The 15230-nt window shown below is 66.0% G+C and carries 7 protein-coding genes and 1 pseudogene; 5 read left to right on the forward strand and 3 right to left on the reverse strand.

The genetic code is table 11. The features are described from left to right. Window positions 1-23: 23 nt before the first annotated feature. The gene (locus B8V81_RS06185) at window positions 24-5291 is read right to left on the reverse strand and encodes a hypothetical protein (RefSeq protein WP_101807976.1); all 5268 of its coding nucleotides are present in this window, start codon (window positions 5289-5291) and stop codon (window positions 24-26) included. A 477-nt stretch (window positions 5292-5768) separates the two neighbouring features. On the opposite strand from B8V81_RS06185, the pseudogene B8V81_RS26240 reads away from it, so the two are divergent. Next, a pseudogene (locus tag B8V81_RS26240) lies at window positions 5769-6017 on the forward strand (transposase); the annotation flags it as partial. On the opposite strand, the gene B8V81_RS06195 reads toward B8V81_RS26240, so the two are convergent. Further along, a complete protein-coding gene (locus B8V81_RS06195; protein WP_101807977.1) occupies window positions 5970-6740 on the reverse strand; it encodes a response regulator in 771 nt (256 codons plus the stop codon). The pseudogene B8V81_RS26240 and the gene B8V81_RS06195 overlap by 48 nt on opposite strands. Window positions 6741-6743: 3 nt before the next feature. After that, a complete protein-coding gene (locus B8V81_RS06200) occupies window positions 6744-9800 on the reverse strand; it encodes an ATP-binding response regulator (protein WP_146000459.1) in 3057 nt (1018 codons plus the stop codon). 252 nt (window positions 9801-10052) lie between these two features. On the opposite strand from B8V81_RS06200, the gene B8V81_RS06205 reads away from it, so the two are divergent. From B8V81_RS06205 to B8V81_RS06220, 4 genes are all read left to right on the forward strand, one after another. Then, a complete protein-coding gene (locus tag B8V81_RS06205; RefSeq protein WP_043111398.1) occupies window positions 10053-11429 on the forward strand; it encodes a YheC/YheD family endospore coat-associated protein in 1377 nt (458 codons plus the stop codon). A 69-nt stretch (window positions 11430-11498) separates the two neighbouring features. Further along, entirely contained in the window at window positions 11499-12653 is a 1155-nt protein-coding gene (locus B8V81_RS06210; RefSeq protein ID WP_052333296.1) for a YheC/YheD family protein, read from the forward strand. Window positions 12654-12693: 40 nt separating this feature from the next. After that, window positions 12694-14064 carry a YheC/YheD family endospore coat-associated protein gene (locus B8V81_RS06215; protein WP_028599119.1) on the forward strand — a complete coding sequence of 457 codons (1371 nt, stop codon included), beginning with the start codon at window positions 12694-12696 and terminating at the stop codon, window positions 14062-14064. Next, complete coding sequence (locus tag B8V81_RS06220; protein WP_028599120.1) at window positions 14064-15230, forward strand: YheC/YheD family endospore coat-associated protein; 1167 nt, start codon at window positions 14064-14066, stop codon at window positions 15228-15230. Before B8V81_RS06215 ends, B8V81_RS06220 begins: the two co-directional genes overlap by 1 nt.

Raw genomic sequence — 15230 nt, forward strand, 5'->3', positions numbered from 1 at the left:
CCCCAGTTCCTTCGTTCATCACTCTATTTGACCGATCCGACAAAGAAGCTCGCATATTCGCGATCGCGCTCCTGCGTGCGGACGATGACCGTATACCAGCCCGCCTTCGGGAAGGCGACGGTGAAGCCGCTGCCTGCCAGCTGCTCGTACGTCAGCTTCGTCGCGATCGACTTCATCTGGCCTTCGCGGTACAGGCCCGGCTGATACAGCAGCTCGAACGTGCCCGCTTCGTTGACCGCCGCCTTGCCGCCGACCTTCATGTCGCCGTAGCCGCTGACGCGGAACGTGATGCGGTTCGTATCGAACAGCGCCTGCTCGCCGGACGAGGCCGACAGCAGCGTGCCGTTGCCGAAGATGAGCAGCCCGCCGTTTTTGACGACGACGACGTCCTGGTACGCGACCGTGCGGTTGCCGACCTCGTCGGTCGCCGTGTAGGCGACGCGCTGGCGGCCGAGCTGGCCGAGGTCAAGGCCGCTGATCTCCACCTTGATCTTGTCCGCCGCCGACACATTGTCGGAAGCCTCGTAGCCGCCGAGGTCGGCTGCCGCATTGAAGCCGGCCTTGTTCTGCACGATGCCGACGGAGCCTTGCTTCAGCCGCAGCGTCGGCGCGGCGTTGTCGAGGCCCGCTACCGTCACCGGAATCTGCGTGGCGTTGCCGAGCGCGTCGGAGATCGAGATCGAGGACACGCCGTTCGTCTCGAATAGGCGAGAGTACGAGTAGGCACCGCCGGCATCGCTCACCTGGTTGCTGTAGGCGCCCGGCGTCCCGAGCGGACGCAGGCCCGAGAAGACGGCGTTCGGCGCGGCGATCTTGCCGCTGACCGTCACCTTCATCCTGCCGGCGGCGTATTTCTTGCCGCCGATCGTGGCGATGCGGCTCGCCGGCAGCTCCGCTCCGCTCGCGTCGATGAACGTGTAGGACACGCGCTCCGGCTGCGGGCCTTCGCTGGCGATGCCGTCCACCTGTTCCTTGACGACGAGCGTATTGCCGAGCGCGTCGCCGACCGTGAACGAGACGAGGCCGTTTTTCGTCACGGCGACGCCGTTGTTCTGGCTGTGCACGACGAAGTCGCGCGCCCCGGCGTCGGCCTTGACGACCGACAGCGTCACGCCCGAGGACAGCACGACGCTGCCGCTGCCGTCGGTGATCGTGCCGAACGTCCGGCTGCCGTCCTTGCCGTAGGCGTAGGAGCGCTCGATCTTGACGCGCGGCGGCGTGCGGTCGATGTTGGCCACGACGGCGGTCGCCTCGCCGGTGTTGCCGGCGGCGTCCTTGAAGGTGAAGGTGAAGCTGCCGTTGTCCGTGAACGTGTAGGCGCTCTTGCCGCCGTTGTTCGTCACGACGATCGGCTCGGTGCCGGTCAGCATCGCCGTCACGCTGCCGTTCGTCTGCACGTTGTTGCTGACCGAGTACTGGATGATGCCGGCCGGAGGCGTGCCGTCGACATGGTTCACGACGACAACGAGCGTCTCCTTGCGCTTCGCATCGTTCAGATCGCTCAGATCGAACGTGTAGAAGCCGTTCTCCTTGACGTTGAAGCGGTTGCCGGAGCGGACCGGCTGCACATGGTTGAGCTTCGACGGCACGATGCGGATGCCCGGCGGAGGCGCGATCTCGATCGTCGCTCCCGTCTGGGCGTTCACCGGCGTCAGCGACGGGATCGTCGCCACCGCATAGACCGGCTCGGCGTCGGGGTCGAAGCCCGCGGCGTCGACCGGATAGACGTCGCCGACCTTGCCGCCCGGCGAGCGGTACTTGACCTGCACCTGCAGCGCGGCCGGATCTCCCGAAGGCACCTTCAGGCTGGCGAACGTCGTGTACGGACGCCATTTCAGCCAGGTCGATCCCCCGTCCGGGGACACCGAGTAGTCGTAGCCCGACGGATTTTCCGTCTGCAGCCCCAGCTTGACGATCGCCGTGTAGCCGTCCTCTTCGTCGCCGGTCAGGGAGATGAGCTTGGACGTGCCGGGAGCGGCCGGAGCGTCCTTGACCGGGCCGGCCAGCTTGAACGTGCCGGAGGTGGCCGCCAGCGCGGAGTTGCCTGCGCCGTCCACGGCCTTGACGTACAGGCGGAAGTCCGCCGTCTCGCCCGGCGCCAGCCGCTCCGCGCCATCCAGTTGCGCGACGCGGTCGCTCTTCAGCTCCTGCCAGCCGCCCGAGCTCTCGGTCGGCTCCGGGTCGCCCTCGCGGACCCATTGGAACCAGGCGTTCAGGTTGTTCTTGCTGTACAGCTCCGCTACCGTGACGAGCACGCTCTGAATGGGCAGCGGATAGCTCAGCCCCTCGAGGCCGAAGCCGATCTGCGGCGGCTCGTTGTCGAAATAGTAGGCCCGGGAGTAATACTGCGTACGGTCGCCGAGCTGCGCCTTCACATGCACGTAGCGGACGCCGCTTTTCCCTTCATCCGGGATCGTATAGCTCGTCCAGTCAAGCTCGTCGGTGCCGAGCGGATCGAGCGGCGAGAACGCGCCGTCCGCAGGACGCAGCGGACTGTCCGACCAGGCGTAGCCGAGCGAATCCGGCAGCGCCTCGCCGATATGGAACGTCAGCTCCAAGCTGCGGACGAAGCTGGCGTTCGGCTCCGGCAGGAAGCGCGTCGGCACGGCCTGCTCCGAGCTCACCGTGATCGGCGCGCTCTGCGGCGTGTCGACGACGAAGTTGCCGGCCTGGTCCTCGGCTCTCAGGTAGAGCCAGTAGGCTCCGTCCTCGAACACGTCGCTGTAGGTCGACTGCGTCACCGTATAGGACGGCGCGTCATCGCCGTACACGGCGCCCGCCACCGTCGTCGCGGGCTTCCACTCCAGCTCCTGCGGATCGAAGCCCTCCTTGACCCACTGGTAGCCGATGCTGCGGATGCCGCTATGGGGCTCCTCGACGAGCGCCTCGACCGTCACGTTCGCCGTGCCGTCCGCCGAGACGGATGCCGGCTGCAGCACCGGCTGCTTGTTGTCCAAGCGCAGCACGCCGACCTCATGCGTCCAGTTGGAGTCGTCGCGCTTGAAGTCGTCCAGCTCCCAGAGCTTGGAGTCCCCGTACTGGCCGACCGCCTGCAGCGCCTTGTTGTCGGCGTAGACGATCTTGTCCGCCTCCGACTCGCCCGGCGCCTCGGCCTTCCATGCCTCGTACTGCTGCGGATGTTCGGCGACGTAGTCCTTGCTCTTGTCGTACTGCATCAGCTCGCGGGCGGTATCCCACGTCATGTCCGCCGTCCACGCGTGCAGGTACCACTTGCCGCTGTTTTCCGGCAGCAGCGCCTCGGGCGGCGGCGCGATCAGGTTCGTCTTGTTGTTCGTCACCGACAGCGTGAGGCCGGTCATCTCCGGATACAGCTCCTCCGCAGGCTGCTTGGCCGACAGCGAGTAGCGCTTGATCGCGGCGAAATGGTCGCTTTCCTTGCCCGCGAGCGGATCGGCCGGCGACTGGCTCCAGGTGTAGTAGACGAGGCCGATCGACGGCGACGCCTCGGCGCTCATGTTGCTCGGCCGGTAGATGCCCCGGCTCGGACGCTCCAGCCCGCGGTCCTCCAAGGACGAGTCGAGCGGCGGCACGATCAGAGCCGGATCGTTGGCGTCGATCGTCATCTTGCCTTCCTTGGCATACGTCGCGCCGGTCGCTCCGCCTTGCTCGTAGCGATAGCCGATGAGCGGCCTCGTGTTGTCGATCATGAGGTTGGCCCAGTCGATCTTGGACTGGACATCCGACGGCTCCAGATCCTTCGGCAGGTTCCCGAACGTGCCTTTGTAATCGGCCGGTTGGATGAGCAGGTTGCCCGCGTAGTCCTGGATGACCTCCAGGTCCGATGTCTGCGGCGTCTTGCGGTCATGGGACAGCGAGACGACCTTGAGCAGCGGCGTCTCGAGATCCACGGAATCGCCGATCGTCGCCCGGAACTTCCATACCGACTTGCTGTAGCCGGAGACGTAGTAGGCGCGCATGCCGTTGTTGAACAGCAGGTACGTGCCGTTCTCCTGCCCTTCCCACAGCCGATTGACGATACCCGGCTCGGTGAGCTGCACGCTGAAGTCGATGACGTCGCCTTTGTTCAGCGTCGTGCCGGTCAGAATTTCCGGCTGGATGCCGTTTCCGCTTTTCGTGTACTTCGGACGCACCGCGTCGACGATGACGCGGTAGCCGCCGGACTTGTAGTCGAACGGATCGACGGCGCGGCCGGCAGAGACGACGACCGGCAGGCTCCCCGCGCTCGCCTTGTTGGGGAAGCGCATCGAGGCGACGTTGCCGGCGGCGTCCGCCAGCACGGCCTGCTCGAGCTTCTCCTTGAGCGAGAGGTCCATCGGCAGCGCGTTCAGCGTGCTCGTGTCGACCCTCGGCTCGAGCGGCAGGTTGCCGCTGTTGTGGTACGCCGAGGCGACGTAGCGATAGGCGAGCCGGTCGTGGTAGGTGCCGAGGTTGGCCGCGCTGTACGTCGTGTTCTGCAGGTACTGCTGCTGGCCCTCCGCCGGCAAGCCGGTATTGGCCTGGTTGACGAACAGCGGATGCCTCAGGAAATAGTCCGAGAAGCCCGCCGATACGGCGGTCGGCCGGATCGGCTCGCTGAAGTTGTAGGCGAGGTCGACGAACTCGTTCTTCTTGACGTAGAGCTCGGTCTGGTTGATCTCGGTGTTCAAGCGCGTCGCGCCGTTGCCGGTGAACGTGTAGTCCTCCAGCACGGGACGCTGCTTGTCCTCGAACAGGATGTACAGGCCGCGCACGCCGGTCGGGCCGTCGTCGTCGTCCTGGCCGAAGATGCGGATCTTGATGACCGCGCCCGGCGTCAGCGTCTCTTGCTCCGACTTGTTGTAGATCTGCGTGCTTCCGCTCGTGACGTCCGTATCGTAGTGCATCAGCTCCCGGCCGTTCACGGTCACGGTGATGCTGGAATTCTCGGAGCCGGAAAAGACGCCGTAATGCTTGCGCAGCACGGCGAAGCCGATCTTGAACGTCGCATGGCCGCTTTGGGCCATCGCCGACAGCAGAGGGTTCTCTCCTACGCGCAGCGTATAGGTCGCGCCCGACTCGTCCGTGAAGACGTCGCCGGCGCCCCAGTCGGCCGACGTAGACGAATCATGCTCCATGTAGAAGCCGCTTTCCATGTTGTTGTAAAAGTTGCCGAACGCGTTCTCAGCCCCGTAGCTGAGGTTTCCGATCCGGTTGCCGAACTTCTGCTTGACCTCGATGTCCGCCGCGGCCGCCTCGGCCGGCTTCACCCAGCCTCCGGACGCCGCTCCCGCGAGCAGGCTCGCCGCCAGCAGCAGCCCAAGTCCCCGCTTGCCTTTTTTGCGCAGCAACACATTGTTGCCCCCCTTATCCCCTTGTCGAAATGAGACAAACGTCCCGATGATTCGACATATTCTGAGACAATTCTAAGAAAAGGGAATAAACGAAAAATAAACAGCCGATAAACAAGCGCAAAAAGAGAGGGAGTCCCGACAGCCTTGGCTTAGGGACACCCTCTTCTAAATGGGTTAACACAAAAAAACTTCCTCTTCCGGGAGGAGTAGACGCCGGCCGGGAAGCGGGCCATCCAAGGCAGAATTGTGCCTTGGATTCGGCTCGCCGGCCGGGAGCCGGGCCATCCAAGGCAGAATTGTGCCTTGGTTCCGGCTCTCCGGCCGGGAACCGGGCCATCCAAGGCAGAATTGTGCCTTGGTTCCGGCCCTCCGGACGGGAGCCGGGCCATCCAAGGCAGAATTGTGCCTTGGTTTCGGCTCTCCGGCCGGGAACCGGGCCATCCAAGGCAGAATTGTGCCTTGGATTCGATTCGCCGGAAACCAGCCTGCACGGAAGCGGAAGGAAACCGAGAAATCAGCGTCAGCCCGCAGTACATGATGCCAAAGAAGAAGGAGCGCGATAAACTCTCCCGTGAAGAAGGACACGCCCTTTCCGTCCGGAGGATTCATGAGCCGGAAAGTGTGTTTGGACAACTGAAAAACAACCGGGGGTTCCGGGGGTTCCTGCTTCGCGGCTTACTAAAAGTAGGCTTGGAGGCCGGGGCGCTTTCCCTTGCCCGCATGCTGGACGAGCCGCTCGTACTCGTACAGGTCGCAGTCGACCCTCGCGGCGTCGATCCGGATGTCGTAGCGCCCGGCCAGCAGCAGCGGCTCCAGCCCGGCCTCGGCCAGCGACTTGCGGATGTAGTAGAGCGTCGAGTTGATGTTCTTGGCCGCCTTGTCCGGCTCCAGCCCGCGCCAGAGCGTGTCGGCGACCTCCTCCCGGCTCGCCGTCCCCTTGCACAGCAGATAGGCGAACAGCTCCTCGGTCTTCGGGCTGCGCAGCTTGATCGGCGTCTCGCGTCCGGGGCCGTCCGTGCGGAAAAAGCGGAGGCCGCCGAACATCCGCACGCCGAGCTTCGGCGCCGACGGAGGCGGCTGGGGCGGACGCGCGCGCCGGCTCAGCCGCTCGAGCGTCTTGGCGAGCCGCTCCGCGTTGACCGGCTTGAGCACATAGTCCACCGCGTCCTGCTCGAAGGCGTCGACCGCATAGCGGTCGTACCCGCTGACAAAGACGATCTGCAGCGGCTCCCGCAGCTGCCTCAGCCGCAGCCCGAGCTCCATGCCGTCGATCTCCGGCATGTTGATGTCGAGGAACGCCACGTCGACGTGATGATCCCGGACGTAGGCGCAGGCCTCGGACGGATGGAAAAAGGTCGCGGCGATCTCCACGCCCCCCAGCTCGCCGGCGATTCTCGCCAGCCTGCGCATCGACAGCTCCTCGTCGTCCACGATGATCGCTCTCAGCATCGGTCATCCTCCTTCTTTCGGTTCGCTCGTCCGGCTCGACGCCGGGATGCGGAACGTCAGCCGCGAGCCGAAGCCCGTGCGGCTGTCCATGCCGAGCCGCTCCCCGTACAGCAGCCGCAGCCGCTCGCTCACGTTCCACAAGCCGACGCCGCCGATGCGCTCCGGCTGCTCGAGCCGGAACAGCATCGCCTGCGCGTCGAAGCCGGCTCCGTCGTCCTCCACCGCCGCATGCACATAGCCTTCGCGCTCGACCACCGTCACCTTCACCTCGCCGCCCTGCGGCCTCGACAGCAGGCCGTGCCGGATCGCGTTCTCCACGAGCGGCTGCAGCAGCAGCGGCGGAAACCGCAGCGCCGGATCGGCCTCGCAGCGCAGCGTCACCTGGAGCCGCGAGCCGAAGCGGGCCTTCTCGATCTCGGTATACGCCTCGATCAGCCTCAGCTCCGCGCCGAGCGTCGACATGCCGTCCCGCTGGCCGAAGTCGAAGCTGCCCCGCAGATAGCCCGACAAATGGAGCGTCAGCCGCTCCGCCTTTTCCGGCTCCTCCACGCATAGCTCGGCGATCGCCCCGAGCGCGTTGTAGAGGAAGTGAGGGTTGATCTGGGAGCGCAGGAAGGCGATTTCCCGCTCTCGCGCCTCGCGGACGGACTGCCGCAGCTTGACGAGGCTGCGGACTCGCGCCAGCAGCTCCTCCGCCTCGAACGGCTTGGAGATGTAGTCGTTGGCGCCCAGGTCGAGAGCGAGCCTGCGCTCCTCCTCGCGCCTGCGCCCGGTCAGCATGAGCACCGGCAGCTCAGAGGGCGAGAAGCGGTTCCGCAGCTGCTCGAGCGCATCGAAGCCGCTGCCGTCCGCGAGCGAGACGCCAAGCAGCACGAGGCTCAGCTCCCCCTCCAGCGCAAGCGCCGCACGCGCCTGCTCCGCGGAGCGGACGCTCACGGCCCGCAGCCCTTCCTGGGCGAGCAGCTGGCACACCGCATGCCGGCTGGCGGCATCCGGCTCGGCGACGAGCACGACCGTCTGGCCCCGGCTGCCGCCGGCCAGGGCGACGAGCGTTTCGGAGGCTGCCGCCGCTTCCCCTGCGGCCGGCCAGGCGGCCTTGCGGGAAGCGGCGGGATTTTTCTCCAGCAGCAGGGAGAAGCGGAAGGAGCGTCCTTCCTTGCCCGGCAGCGGCTGAAGCGCCAGTCCGCCCTGCAGCTCGATCAGCCGGCGCGTGATCGACAGCGCGAGATCGGCAGCCTCCCCGTCTGCGGCGGCGAGGCATGGCGCGACATCCGGATCCGGAGCGGGCCTCGGCCGGCCGTCGAAATCGACGGTCACGACCGCGAAGCCGAGCTCCTCCTCCGCCGTCACCTCGATCCGGCCTTCTTCCGCCCGCAGCGCCGCCCGCTCGACCAGCCGGTGCAGAATCTGCTCGAGCCGATCCTCGTCCGCATAAACAGCCGCCAGCGTTTCCGGCACTCCGTTCGCCAGCTCGATCGGCCTGCCGCTCAGCAGGAAGCGATGCAGCTCCAGCACCGAGCCGACCGCGGAGCGGAGATCGAGGTTGCGCGGCTCCGGCACGATGTCCTCATGCTTGAGGCGGGAAAAGTCATGCAGATCCTGCACGAGATAGCCGAGACGGCGGCCCGTGCCGGCGATCAGCGCAAGGCTGCGCGCGGAGCCGGGAGCAGGCCCGTCGGCATGCGCCAGGCTGTCCGCCAGATGCACGATGTCCTGCAGCGGAGCTTTGAGCTGGTAGGTCGTCGACGAGAGGAACTCGTCCTTTTGCCGATCGAGCCGCAGCAGCTTGCGATGCATGCGCTCCATGTCGCGGAACGCCTCGTAGAAGCGGTAGACGATGACGAGGAACACGACGAGGCTGAACAGAATCAGATAGATCTGGCTGATCAGCAGGGAGCCCAGCATCGACATGCCGAACAGCAGGCAGCCGTAGGAATACAGGTTGAGCAGCAGCACGGCGAGCAGCAGCAGCAGCGACTCGTAGCGCTGGCCGCGAGGAGCGGCGAGATGCCTCGCCGCAGCGCTCCACAGCACCCGGGCCATCAGCACATGCTCGAGCAGGATCGTGACGCGGTACAAGGGGAGATACTCGCGGATGCTGAGGAACGGAAACAGCACCAGGCTGCCCAGCAGCAGGAGCGCGAACAGCTTCGTCAGCCGCCGGTCCGCCCCTTTCCCTTGGAGCAGCATCATCAGGTAGAGCGAGACGAGGAAGCCGGCCAGCGCGCTCATGTCCTTGATCGTATACAGCGTCTGGAAGGAAAGCCCGTCCAGCAGCAGGGCAAGCGGCCGCTCTCCGAGCAAGCCGTTGAAGACGGCCATCGTCACGCAGGTGAGGCCGAACAGCAGCAGCGGCTCGTCGCGCTGGCCGTACAGCCATACCGCCGCGAACAGCACGAGATGGATGAGCCCGATGACCGCCAGCACGACCGCCATCGCCGACTCGCGGATCAGGCTGCGCTCATGGGCTGCGTTGATCGCCTCCTCCTTGCCGAAATAGAGCGACATCGGCACGCCCGCATCAATATAATCGTAATTGGCCGCATGCACGATGATCTCCGCCTCCGAGCCCTTGATCTCGACGACCGCCAGGCCGGGAGAATTGCCCGGAACGTAAGCTTCCGCCGAAAGGGCGGGCTTGCCGTCCTCGAGCACGAGCCGGCCGTCGACGTAGATCGCGCTGGCGAAGCGGATGTTCATCTTTTTGATCCTGTACACGCCCGGCTCGGACAGATGGGTCAGGCGCAGCCGATAGGTGGCCGCTCCGTAGACGGGCCGCTCCGCGCCTGCAGCCCGGCTGCCGCTCCATACGCCCGGCACCTCCATCCACGAGCGCTCTCCCCGCGGCGTCTCGCCCGGCTGCAGCAGCTCGTTCCAATAAAACTCCCATTCCCCGTCCAGCGCGATCCGGCCGGAGCCGTCCCAGCCCGCCAGATCGATCACGCCTTGCTCCGCCCGGAATGGCTGCTGTCCGCCCCATCGCTCCGAAAAGATGCCCAGCGGCAGCCAGATGCCGAACAGCACGACGATCCCAACGACGCCCAACCCCTTACGCCACAACCGTTCCGCCCCCACCCACTACTTACATATCAATATTTCCAGGTCTTATTTATCGGCTTCGACGAGGCAATCGTGAAGAGGCGGAGGACAATCGCTTGACGGCTCCGCGTCTTCGCTGCTGGTACAAAGCGTCCCGTCCTTCTTGGATCGCGCCTAGAACCACGAGATAGATGTCCTCATATGATGAATTAATTCGCTTCATTCACCTAGACCTGCCATGCGTTACCCTTCGTTCCGGAAGGAGATTCACCGATGCTCAAATCCAAGTCCAAGATCGCCGTCCAGGTGACCCAAGGAGGCCACGGAGCCGACGATGCGATCGTGCTCGGCGAGTCCGTCCTCAAGCATCACAAGATTCCGTCCGGCACTCCGATCGCGCTCCGGTTCGGCTCGTACCGCACCGCCGTGCGGGTCGTATCCGGCGGCAAGGGCGACACGATGCGGCTGCCCTCCGCGCTGGCCCGCAGCCTGGGCATCCACGGAGCCGTCTCGCTGCGGCTGCACTTCCGGCCGAGCACCCAGACGCTGTCGCTCGGCCCGCTGATCGGCGTGCTCGTCAGCCGCGACTATCCGCAGCAGCCCGATCGGCCCTTCGGCTCGATCACGATGTTCTGCCGCGAGCTGGTCGACGCCTGCGCCGCGCAAGGCGCCCATGTATACTTCTTTACGCCCGAGGCGGCCGGTCCCGGTCCGCGCATCGACGGCTGGGTGCATGGCGACGGCGGCTGGCGCAAGGCGAGCCTGCCCGTGCCCGACGTCGTGAACAATCGGCTGACGGCGCGCAAGCTCGAGAACCGTCCGTCCGTCCAGCAGCTGTTCAGGGAAGCCAAGTCCCGCTACGGCACGCAAGTGTTCAACGAAAAGTTCCTCGACAAGCATGAGGTGTTCGATGCGCTCGGCAAGGACCCCTCGCTCGGCAAATACTTGCCGGAGTCGCGGCTGCTGAAGAGCTTCGCCGATCTCAAGACGGTCTCTTCCCGCCACGCTACCGTCTTCCTCAAGCCGGTGCGGGGCAGCCTCGGCAAAGGCATCATCAAGGCGAGCCGGATGGAGGGCGAGGGCATCCTCGCCACCTACACCGCCCCGACCGGCATCCGGCGGCAGGCGTATCCGACTCTCGCCAAGTTCTACGGCTCGCTCGGCGGCAAGATGAAGACGGTCCGCTACCAGCTCCAGCAAGGCCTGACGCTGATCGACATCGGCAAGCGGCCGGTCGACTTCCGAGCGCTCGTGCAGCGCAGCGGCACCGGCGCCTGGATCGTCACGTCGGTCGTCGCCCGCACGGCCGGCAGCAATCACTTCGTCTCCAACCTGGCTCGCGGAGGCACGCTCAGCCGCGTCAAGGAGGCGGTCGGGCGCAGCAGCCTCGCTCCCGGCTACAAGGCCGGCGCAAGCGCCAAGCTGGAGAAGGCCGCGCTCGACATCGCGAAGGGGATCGAGGAGCGCATTCCCGCCCACTTCGGCGAGCTCGGCATCGACCTGGCGATGGATACCGGCGGCCGCGTCTGGCTGCTGGAGGTCAATTCCAAGCCGTCCAAAAACGACAACACGCCGCTCGAAGGGGGCAAGATCCGCCCCTCGGTGCGGAACATGATCCAATACGCGCGTTACTTGGCCGGCTTCCAATAGCGTCCGGCCCGCCAGCCCGCCGCCGGTCCGCCGGCAGCAGCAGCTGAACCCCGTGAGGAGGAGCCCGCGATGAAAAGCGATGCAGGCGTAATCGGAGTATGGATCGGAAAGGCGCCACGGCCGGACGGCTCCGGCAGGCTGACGGTTCCCGAGGACGGATTCCTCGCGGCTCTGGCCGAACGGGCCGCCGAGCTGCGCCTGCCGCTGCATCTGTTCGCCGCGGAAGGCTTCCGCGCCGAAACGGGCTCCCTGACCGGCTACGTCCGCGAAGGCGGATGCTGGCAGGAGCGGGAAGTCGCGCTGCCGGCCGTCGTCTACGACCGCTGCGGACCGAGCGGAGCGTCCAGCCGTCGCTTCAGCGAGCTGCAGCTGGAGCGGATGCGCCGCCTCCATCCTCATGCGCGGCTCAGCAGCTGGCTGCCCGGCAAGCTCGCGCAGCTGGAGGCGCTGCGCCGCGCCGGCTCCGAGCTGGCCGCGCTCGCGCCGCCGACCCGCCTGCTGAACGGGGCGTCCTCCGTCGCGGAGGCCGCGCGCGAATGGGGAGCAGTCTTCCTCAAGCCGGACGGCGGCATGCAGGGACGCGGCGTCCTCTCCCTCGGTCCGGACGGCAGCGGCTGGCTGCTGCGCGGCCGCGCCGGGGACGGCCGGACGCTGGCCGCCCGCTTGCCCGACCTGGAGGCGGCGGCCGAGCGGACGGAGCGGCTGGTCCGCGGACGCCGCTACATCCTCCAGCCGCAGCTGCCGCTATGCGACCGCCAAGGCCGGCCGTTCGACGTGCGGGCGCTCGTGCAGAAGGACGGGCGCGGACGCTGGCGTCTGACCGGCACGGCGCTGCGGCGCGGACGTCCCGGCGGCATCGCCTCCAACCTGCACGGCGGCGGCGAGGCGCTGCCCGCCCGCGACGGCCTCGAGCTGCTGCTCGGCGCCGAAGGGGCGGCCCGCTGCTCGGCCGAGATCGACCGGCTGGCGCTGCTTGCCGCCGAAGCGGCCGAGAACGCCTTCGGCCGGCTCGCCGAGCTCGGCCTCGACTTCGGCGTCGAGCCGGACGGCCGCCTCTGGCTGCTGGAGCTCAACTCCCGTCCCGGCCGCGACGCCTTCTCGTCTTTTCCCGGCGGCATCGCCCGTACGGCGGTGGAACGCCCGCTGCTCTACGCCCGCCTGCTGGGCGCGCGCCCTGTCCCGGAGCGTTCCGGCGCCCGATCGTCGGCCGCTCCTTCGCGATAAATCGACCCAACCTAGCGACAGAACGTTCAGGAGGTTCATCATGAGTCTTACTTTGTGCAACGTGCATTTTTCGGATAAGAAGGACCGTGTCGTCTATGTATCCGGGCCGCTGTACCGATCGCTCAAGCTGTCGGACAAAAAGAAGCTGCAGATCAAGCTCGGCCGGGAGACGGTCACCGCCTCGGTCAAGGCGGTCAAGCGCGAGGGCAATCATGTGTTTCTCAGCTCGGCGCTCCGCCAGCAGATCCGCGTGCCGAAGTCGGGCAACGTGTTCATGCTGCACGCCTCGGAGAACGAGGTGCAGCTCGGGCCGCTCGTCGGCATCCTGAGCGACGGTTATGTCAGCTCCTCCCTGCCGTTCGGCTCGCGCACAGGCTTCATCAAGGACCTGATCCGCATCGGCGAGAAGAAGGCGTATTTCTTCGGCTTCACCCCCAAGGACATCAATTGGTCGCAGGAGACGGTGAACGGCTATTTCCTGAACGCCGACGGCTCCTGGTATCGCAAGACCGTGCCCCTCCCCGACGTCGTCTACAACCGGCTGCCGAGCCGCAAGGCCGAGACCGGTTCCTATATCAGCTCGCTGCGCGAGCGCTTCGTCCGCAAGGGCATCCCGTTCTTCAACTGGAGCTACTTCAACAAGTCCGACGTCTACAAGCTGCTCGACAAGGACGTCGAGGCGCTGCGCCATCTGCCGGAATCCGTCTCCGGTCCGAGCGACGCCAAAATCAAGGAGCTGCTGGAAAAGCATCACTTCGTCTACTTCAAGCCGAGCGGCGGCAGCCTCGGAGCCGGCATCTACCGGCTGACGTACCAGCCGAAGCAAGGCTACTTCGCCCGCTACCGCAGCGGCGGCAAAAACGTGCTGCTGCGCTTCGGCACCTTCCAGGCGCTCATGCGCACGATGCACGCGCGGCACGGCAGCTCGTTCGGCGGCTATGTCGTGCAGCAGGGCATCCGGCTCGTCGAGATCGAGGGCTGCCCGCTCGATTTCCGCTTCCACATGCACAAGAACGGCCGCAACGAATGGGTGACGGCGGGCATCGGAGCGAAAAAAGCCGGCAAGGGCAGCGTGACGACGCATATCAAGAACGGCGGCGTGCTCATGACGCCGGGCAACGCGCTCTCGCGCACGTTCGGCAGCCAGGCCGGCGAGGTGCTGGAGAAGGCGAAGCGCGTCGCGGTCAAGATGAGCGAGGCGATCGAGCGCAACTACCCGCATCGGCTCGGCGAGCTCGGCCTCGACCTCGGCATCGACAAGGACGGCGAGGTGTGGATGTTCGAAGCCAACGCCAAGCCCGGCCGCTCGATCTTCAAGCATCCGGCGCTCAAGCCGGAGGGCCGCGCCTCGCTGGAGTACATCCTCGAGCACTGCCTCTACCTGAGCCGCTTCCGGGGGAGGGACAGCTGATGGAATACGAGCTTCCGTACGGATTTTCAGCCGAGCTGACCGCGCGCAAGCCTGTGCTGGCGATATTGACGATGTCCGATCCGAAGCTCGGCTTCCGCGGCAACCGGGCTAATTTCGCCGATCTGGTCCGTACCGGCAAAGAGATGGGCTTCATCGTCTACGTGCTGCCGATGCGCTACCTGAAGTTCTCCCAGCCGATGCTGACCGGCTTCTCGCTCGCCGACTCGGCGGGCAAGGGCGGCGAGTGGGAAAAGGGACTGTTCCCTTTCCCCGACCTCGTCTACAACCGCATCCCGCAGCGCGAGGATGAGCTCATGCCGCGCGTCCAGCGCAAGCTGAAGCTGCTGCTCGCGAGTCCCCGCGTGAAGGGCGTGTTCAACCCGTCCTTTTTCAACAAATGGGAGCTGTTCGAATGGCTGCGGAAATCGCAGGCGACGAAGCGCTACATCCCGGCGACGCGCCGGATGGCGACCGTGGGCGGACTCGACCGGATGATGAGCAAGCATCCGTACCTGTACCTCAAGCCCGTCAGCGGCAAGGCCGGCAAGGGCATCATGACGATCCGCGTCTATCCGGAGAAGCCGCTGCCGTACCGGCTCAGCATCCAGAACCGGAAAAAAAGCAGCACCTATAATTGTTCGACGGTAACCAAGCTATGGGCGCGTATCCTGAAAGAGAGCGGCGGCGCAACGTACATCGCCCAGCAAGGGATCGACCTTGCCTTGTACCAGGAGCGGCGGTTCGACCTGCGCGCGCTCGTGCAAAAGAACGGCGCCGGCCAGTGGTCGGTCACCGGAGTCGGCGCGAGGGTCGCCGGCTCCAAGAGCATCACGACCCATGTGCCGCGCGGCGGCAGCATCGAGGATCCGGAGAAGCTGCTCAGCCATGCGTTCGGCGCGGAGAAGGCGCGCCAGCTGATCAGCCGTGCGCGCAGCGCCTGCGTGCAGCTGGCCCGTCAGATCGAGTCGGCCAGCGGCCATAGCCACGGCGAGATGTCGATGGATCTCGGCGTCGATGCCGCGGGCGGACTGTGGTTCTTCGAAGCCAACTCCAAGCCGATGAAGTTCGACGAGCCTCATATCCGCAAGAAATCGCTCGAGCGCATCTTCCATTACGGCAGCTATCTGATGCGCTCGCCGAAGCCGGGAAAGGCTGGAGGCGCTTGA

The organism is Paenibacillus pasadenensis (genome assembly GCF_002864175.1).
Lineage (GTDB): Bacteria > Bacillota > Bacilli > Paenibacillales > Paenibacillaceae > Paenibacillus_O > Paenibacillus_O pasadenensis.